The sequence below is a fragment of the Pseudomonas sp. MF6751 genome (assembly GCF_016613265.1).
Classification (GTDB): domain Bacteria; phylum Pseudomonadota; class Gammaproteobacteria; order Pseudomonadales; family Pseudomonadaceae; genus Aquipseudomonas; species Aquipseudomonas fluorescens_BV.
On record NZ_JAENSV010000008.1, the window covers coordinates 179,018 to 185,730 of the forward strand.

Annotated in this window: 5 protein-coding genes and 1 pseudogene; 1 reads left to right on the forward strand and 5 read right to left on the reverse strand. The window is 58.5% G+C overall.

The genetic code is table 11. The features are described 5' to 3' along the window. Positions 1 to 4,146: a CheR family methyltransferase gene (locus tag JJD66_RS10245; RefSeq protein ID WP_200648083.1), complete on the reverse strand. Its 4,146-nt coding sequence runs from the start codon at positions 4,144 to 4,146 to the stop codon at positions 1 to 3. A gap of 309 nt (positions 4,147 to 4,455) precedes the next feature. On the opposite strand from JJD66_RS10245, the gene JJD66_RS10250 reads away from it, so the two are divergent. Further along, positions 4,456 to 5,313 carry an SDR family oxidoreductase gene (locus tag JJD66_RS10250; RefSeq protein WP_161907384.1) on the forward strand — a complete coding sequence of 286 codons (858 nt, stop codon included), beginning with the start codon at positions 4,456 to 4,458 and terminating at the stop codon, positions 5,311 to 5,313. A gap of 309 nt (positions 5,314 to 5,622) precedes the next feature. On the opposite strand, the gene JJD66_RS10255 is transcribed toward JJD66_RS10250, so the two are convergent. The 4 genes and pseudogenes from JJD66_RS10255 to JJD66_RS28005 all read right to left on the reverse strand — a co-directional run. Further along, complete coding sequence (locus JJD66_RS10255) at positions 5,623 to 5,862, reverse strand: hypothetical protein (RefSeq protein WP_032892362.1); 240 nt, start codon at positions 5,860 to 5,862, stop codon at positions 5,623 to 5,625. Then, the gene (locus JJD66_RS10260) at positions 5,859 to 6,116 is read right to left on the reverse strand and encodes a DUF6555 family protein (protein ID WP_072448500.1); all 258 of its coding nucleotides are present in this window, start codon (positions 6,114 to 6,116) and stop codon (positions 5,859 to 5,861) included. Before JJD66_RS10260 ends, JJD66_RS10255 begins: the two co-directional genes overlap by 4 nt. A 102-nt stretch (positions 6,117 to 6,218) precedes the next feature. Further along, positions 6,219 to 6,500 (reverse strand): hypothetical protein, encoded by a 282-nt coding sequence (locus JJD66_RS10265; protein ID WP_198715074.1) that lies wholly within the window; start codon positions 6,498 to 6,500, stop codon positions 6,219 to 6,221. Positions 6,501 to 6,570: 70 nt separating this feature from the next. Beyond that, positions 6,571 to 6,713, reverse strand: a pseudogene (locus JJD66_RS28005) (IS110 family transposase); the annotation flags it as partial.

The window sequence follows — 6,713 nt, forward strand, 5'->3', positions numbered from 1 at the left end:
CTAACGGCGTGAGCGGCACAGTTTTTCGATCAAGGAGATCAACGAGTCATGGCCCACGGGTTTGCTGACATGCGCATTAAAGCCTGATTCAGTGGCCTTTTTCTGGTCATTGCCAGCGCCGTAGCCGGTTAATGCAATAGCCGGAGCCTGTCGAAGGTGGCCTAATTTGCGCAGCTTCTGCATCAGCTCATGGCCATTCATTTTAGGCATGCCGATGTCCGAAATAATCACGTCGTACTGGGCATCCCGGGCTGTTTCAAGTGCGCTTAAAGGGTCGTTGAAGGCGCTCACTTGGGCGCCTTCCATTTCCAGCAGCATGTTCAGCACCTCAAGGACTTCGGCTGAATCATCGACCAATAAAACCTTGAGGCCATTGAGGCGCTGATCTTCGTTCTGGGTAGCGCCGCTATCCAGCAGATGATCCTGCTGTTCGCATAGCGGCAGCCAGATCGAAAAGGTGCAACCAAAGCCCAGCCCTCGCGAATGCACGCTCACCGAACCGCCGTGGGCCTCCACCAATTGCCGCACCAACGACAAACCAATTCCCAGACCTTCGCGTTGGTGGGTCTGGTGCTGGTTTTCCGCTTGCCCGAACAGGTCGAAGATTTCTTCCAGGCTGTCTTGGGCCAGGCCCGCGCCGCTATCGATGACGTCCAGTTGCGCACGCCCGTCCGAGCGGCTGACCACCAATTGCACCTGGCCGTCCTCGGGAGTGAATTTCAGGGCATTGTTGACCAGGTTCCAGATCACTTGCTCGATACGCGTGGGGTCCACGTCAACGATCAAACGGCCCGGCACCGAAGGTGTCTGAAGGCTGACCTGGCGACGGTGGCCGTCGGCAAGCACCACGCTGTGAATGTCCTTGAGGGTGCGAATCAGGTCGATCGGTTGCTTTTTCAGCTTCAGTTTGCCCGTGCGAACCCGTGCGACATCCAGCAGGTCGTCAATGATCCGCGCCTGGCTGGACACCGCCTCGCAGATGGTATTGACCGCCTTGATGGCCGGGCCCGCAACCTTGGTGGCGGGCAAGCGCCGCAACAGTTCGGCGTTCAGCTGGATCAGGTTCAACGGATGCTTGAGTTCGTGGGACATCACCGCGAAGAACTCATCCTTGAGATGGCTGTTGGTCTGGGTTTCCTTCAGGCGCTGATTCTGTTCGTCCTGGGTCCGTTTGTGGCCGGTAAGGTCGCGGGCAATCTTGACGTAGCCGCGCAAGCTATCGCTCTTGAGCTGCGTGACCTCGCCACTGCAATAGAAGCGGCTGCCGTCCTTGCGCACATGCCAGCGTTCATCTTCGCCACGCCCATGTTCGCGGGCGGTGCGCAGTTCGCACTCCGGCACGCCAGCGGAGCGGTCTTCCGGGGAGAAAATCAGGTCGTAATAAGCACCCAGCACCTCGTCCTTGGTGTAGCCAAAGATCAATTCGGCACCGGTGTTCCAGTCGGTGATGGCGCCATGGTCATCGAGGATGATGATGGCAAAGTCATGGGTGCTCTCGGCAACCAGGCGCATGCGCTCCTCACCCAGGCGCAGTTCCTCTTCGGCCTGGCGCCGCTTGGTGATATCAATGAAGGTCAGCACGGTGCCATCAATGTGATCTTCACTGGAGCGGTAAGGCAGCAACCGCGCGATGTACCAGCGGTCGTGGTTGCTGCTGATTTCCCGCTCGATCATGCTCAACGACTCAAACACGTTGGCGGCGTCTTCGGTCATTTGCGGATAATTGAGGCGGTGGGTGATGTCCAGCAACGAGCGCCCGGTGTCTACCGGCAACATACTGAAAATATCCGTGGCCCGTGGCGTGAACCAGCGAATGCGCATGTTGCGGTCGACGAAGACCGTGGCGATGTCGGTGGACGCGATCAGGTTGGTCAGGTAGTCGTTGACCTTGTCCGTCTCTTCCACCTTGGTCTTGAGCTCGAAATTGACGGTCAGCAATTCTTCGTTGATCGACTGCAACTCTTCCTTGCTGGTTTCCAACTCCTCGGTGGCCGAGCGCAGTTCTTCGTTGACGGCCTGCATTTCTTCGTTAGAGGCCTTGAGTTCCTCGCTGGAGACTTCCGCCTGTTCGATGGTGTCCTGCAGGTGCAGCTTGGTGCGTTGCAGCTCGCGCTCCAGGTTGCTCATGATCGCGTTTTCGGCCTGGCTGACGGTGTCGATGTCGGGCAGCAACGGGTCGACGGCGGTTTCCTGGAAGATCACCAGCACGTAGTCGTTTTCGGTCGCTTCATCGCGGTAGGGGCGGGCGCTGATGTCCACCAGGAAGGGGCCTTGCTCGCGTTGGATGCGGATCTTGCGCGAAGACACCGGGCTATTTGATTGCTGGACCTGAAACAAGGTGGTGCGGATATCGAGGCGTAAATCGGGATGCACCAGCGTCAGCAGGTTGTGCGTCACCTCGCCGGCCACGTAGCGCAGGAATCGACCTGCGCCTTCGCTCATGTGCAGGATATCGGCCTGCATATTCACGATAACGCTCGGCGGCGCGGCTTTTTCCAGGGCGCGCAAATGGATGTCCGCGAATGAGACCTTGCTGGGCGCCTTGGTTTCAATCGCCAGCGTTGTGGCGCTCGGGCGCAGATAGCCGCCTCGCGGCATCGTCGGGGCGCGGCGCGCGGCGGACGAGCCGGCACGCACCCTGAAAATGCGGTTGCGCTTGTCCACCGGTACGAACAGGTCCAGGCAGCCGTCGGCCGACTCCGAGGAACCGAGGAACAGGTAGCCACCGGGACGCAACGCGAAATGGAACATTTGCAGGATGTCGCGTTGCACTTCGCGATCCAGGTAGATCAACAGGTTGCGGCACACGATCAGGTCGATCTGCGAGAACGGTGGGTCGGCCAGCAGGCTGTGTTTGGCGAACAGTACCTTTTCGCGAATTTCCTTGCGCACCCGGTAGTGCTGGTTCTTCTCCTTGGCAAAGTACTGGCGCAACCGTTGAGGCGGTACGTCGGTGATGATCGCTTCGGGGTACACACCATTGCGGCCATGGGTAATGGCCCGCTCATCAATATCAGTGGCAAACACCTGCATCTTTGCACCGCTGGCGTCCAGCGCCAGTTGCTCGGCCACCAGCATCGCCAGGCTGTAGGCCTCTTCGCCGGTGGAGCATCCTGCCGACCAGATACGCACTTCCTCACGGTGCGGCACGCTGTCTTCCAGTGACTTCACCAGGTTGGGGATCACGTCTCGCTCAAGCGCTTCGAAGGCCTCGCGGTCGCGAAAGAAGTTGGTCACGCCAATCAGCATGTCGCCCAGCAACGCCTTGGTTTCGTCCGGGTTGGCCTGGAGGAAGTTGTAATAGGTGGCGAGGTCGGGTTGGGCCGTGACCTGCAAGCGCCGCTCGATACGACGTAACACCGTGGCGCGCTTGTAATGCTTGAAGTCATGCCCGGTACTGGCGCGCAACTGGATCAGAATATCCAGCAACAGCTGCTCGGCCACGGCGGCATCGCGTTCGGTGCTGGGTGGGGTGGTCTTGATCTCAGGGTCGTTGGCGGTGGGCAGCACAATCGACTGGGCATTGCGCCACAGTTCCAGCAGCTTCTGCGGCATTTCCACCACAGGCAGCACCAGATCGACCATCTGGGTTTCGATGGCCGCCAGCGGCATGCCATCGTACTCGGCGTCTTCCGGTGCTTGTACCAGGGTGATGCCGCCTTGCTCTTTGATGCGCGACAGCCCCACCGCGCCATCTGAGCCGGTACCGGACAGGATCAGGCAAAACGCGCGTTCTTTATGGGTGTCTGCCAGGTCGCGAAAAAACAGGTCGATGGCAATGTGCGGTCCACCTTCGCGCACGGAAGGTGAGACCGCGAGGTAGCCATCATTCATCTTCAAGAGCTGTGCTGGCGAGATGACGTACACGTGATTCTTTTCGATGGGCGTGGCGTCATTGACCTGCGACACCGGCATGCGGGTCGTTTCCTGGATGATCTTGTCTGCCACGCTTTGATGGTCGGGCGAAAGATGAAGGACCACTACGAAGGCCATGCCGCAGTCTTTAGGCGTGTGCTCGAAAAACGCTTTCACGGCTTGCAGCCCGCCCGCCGACGCACCGATACCCACCACCGGGAAATTCAAGTTGCTGGGGGTCAGATCTTTGCGTTGCGGTACGTTGGGGGACCGCGGGGGGGCAGACTTCATAAATACCAACCTTGGTTAACGGCGCACAAAAAGACGGGGTGTAGAGGGAAGAACTTGAACAACGAGGGCGAGGGCTGAACCGACAGTGAAATATAGCTGAAAACCTGCTGCCAACAAAAAATGCCTTGAGGCCACCCGGTCATTCGATACACCACTACGACCCGGTTGAGACGCGCAACCGTCGGAAGGTTTAATCAAACTGACGAGTGGCCACCGCGGTTGCACGGTTATCCGATTTTCTGAAAATCCGTCTGAACTTCGCTTCCTGGCGAACCCTCGCAAAGAGAAACCCACCCAGGAGACGTTCTGATGAACAGCTATCCAAAACCACCCTTCAACGCCCAGCAACAGCCCGTACCCGGTGAGCAGCGCAAGATGGACCCGATGCCCGATTGCGGTGAGCAGTCGTACCAAGGCTCGGGCCGGCTCGCCAATAAAATCGCCTTGGTCACCGGTGCCGACAGCGGCATCGGACGGGCCGTGGCCATTGCCTTCGCACGTGAAGGCGCGGACGTGGCAGTGTCGTACCTGGATGAACATGAAGACGCCAAGGAGACCGCACGCTGGGTCGAGGCGGCAGGTCGTCAATGCTTGTTATTGCCCGGCGACCTGGGCAATGCGGCGCAGTGCACGGCCATCGTCAACGACACCGTGGAGAAGTTCGGCCGCATCGATGTGTTGGTCAACAACGCAGCGTTCCAGATGACCTACCAATCGCTGGAAGACATCCCCGACGAGGACTGGGTGAAAACCTTCAACGTCAACATCACCGCGATGTTTCGCATCTGCAAGGCCGCGCTGCCTCATATGGCCGAGGGCAGTTCGATCATCAACACCAGCTCGGTTAACTCCGATATGCCCAACCCCAGCCTGTTGCCCTATGCGGCCACCAAAGGCGCGATTGCCAACTTTACCGCCGGCCTGGCGCAGATGCTCGGCGAGCGGGGGATTCGCGTCAACAGCGTGGCACCCGGGCCTATCTGGACGCCATTGATCGTCTCGACGATGACGCCGGACATGGTGAAAAACTTTGGCGGCAACACCCCACTGGGGCGCCCAGGCCAGCCAGTGGAAGTGGCGCCGATCTATGTGCTGCTGGCGTCGGATGAAGGCAGCTACATCTCCGGCGAACGCTACGGCGTGACGGGTGGCAAGCCGATACTTTGATCAGTGATTGAGGAGGGCGGTATGAGCGAAGCCTCGAAGCACCACGAACCGAATCCTTCTGAGCGCAAGGTGCGCCCGCCGGCGGCTAAGCGAAACGATAAATCGCAGGCTCCGGCAGGCGGACATCACGCACAGAAGCAAGGCGGTGTTGCCCCTGGAGGTCCTTCGACAGACCCTGAGTCAGGGGCGTGAACGCTAGGGGATATACACGCGGCCTGACATCCTGATTGGTTGTCAGGCCGCTATCGCAGGCAAGCCAGCTCGCACATTTGGATCGAGGGGTGCCAGGTCGATGCATGCTGGCTGACGTTATTTCCGCTTGGAACGATGAATTCGCATCCACTCTCGATAGGCCACCGTACGCTGCGCATCCGCACGTTTCTTTGCCTCGGTAAAGCGCGCCCACGTCTGCGCATCGCCGCTGTAGGACTCAATGATCTCGTACGCCAACGCATCCAATCGATCCGCTTCGAAAAACATCTCGGCATTTCGCGCGACTTCGTCGTCCCGCCTGTTTGTCGTTGTGTAACCAAGAGTCTGACTGTTCATCCTCTGACGCCCTCCGCCCATTGAATCTGTGCCGCGCCACTCCAGCGCACCTGGGTAATGCCGTATTTCTCCGCCATCGGTTTGGACACACGCTTGAACGTGTGTTGCCCAAATTTGGGGATGACCGCCACACCAGCGTCACAACTGGCCCAATGCCAAGCCTCGGCATTGTCCATGCGCGGTGCGCGCACGATGAAAGACTTGGGCTCGCCGTGCAGCTGGTACTCGATAGTGAATAGGTCGTTGTGTTTCATGAGGCCTCCTTGATACTCATGAACTACAGATATTTGACGTCAAAAATAATTCAAATAAGTTGTCCGACAATTCGATGATTGGGCGCAGGGCGTGGACGAGACCTAATCGTCTACCGTGAAGGTGACCCATCCAGGCCCATCGGCCGGGCGGTTCAGCTCGGCGATGACCCCGCTGACGGAGGAGCCGTCGGGTAAATTGACGGTGATAAAGTTGGGATTGCCGGGCCAATCCATTGGCGTGTCAAAGTCCAAGCGCGCGATGGTCGGCTTGCCACTGCTGGTCATTTGGATATTTTTAGACTCGTTAAGGCGTTCATCTGAGGGTGTTCCAAGATGGCGCGAGGCAGTGATGACACTGGCAGTACCTTGGTAATCGTAAGACATGCTGGGTTACCTCATGTAATGGGAACAACGAAGATCAAATGTGGGAGATTCTATGGTTGAGGGGCAACCCTCAACCAACTTTTGGTTGATATTCGCTTTGCCCTTTCAGCAGAGCGAACACCACCCGAGCAAGCTTGCGGGCCAGTATTACCAACGCCTGTGTGGTGCTATAGCCTCGCGCCCTCTGTGCTTGATAAAACGCTTTCCATGTCT

Bases quoted from the DNA above. Each gene is read 5' to 3' on its own strand.
- JJD66_RS10245 (WP_200648083.1), bottom strand. From the start codon at position 4,146: ATGAAGTCTGCCCCCCCGCGGTCCCCCAACGTACCGCAACGCAAAGAT.
- JJD66_RS10250 (WP_161907384.1), top strand. From the start codon at position 4,456: ATGAACAGCTATCCAAAACCACCCTTCAACGCCCAGCAACAGCCCGTA.
- JJD66_RS10255 (WP_032892362.1), bottom strand. From the start codon at position 5,862: ATGAACAGTCAGACTCTTGGTTACACAACGACAAACAGGCGGGACGAC.
- JJD66_RS10260 (WP_072448500.1), bottom strand. From the start codon at position 6,116: ATGAAACACAACGACCTATTCACTATCGAGTACCAGCTGCACGGCGAG.
- JJD66_RS10265 (WP_198715074.1), bottom strand. From the start codon at position 6,500: ATGTCTTACGATTACCAAGGTACTGCCAGTGTCATCACTGCCTCGCGC.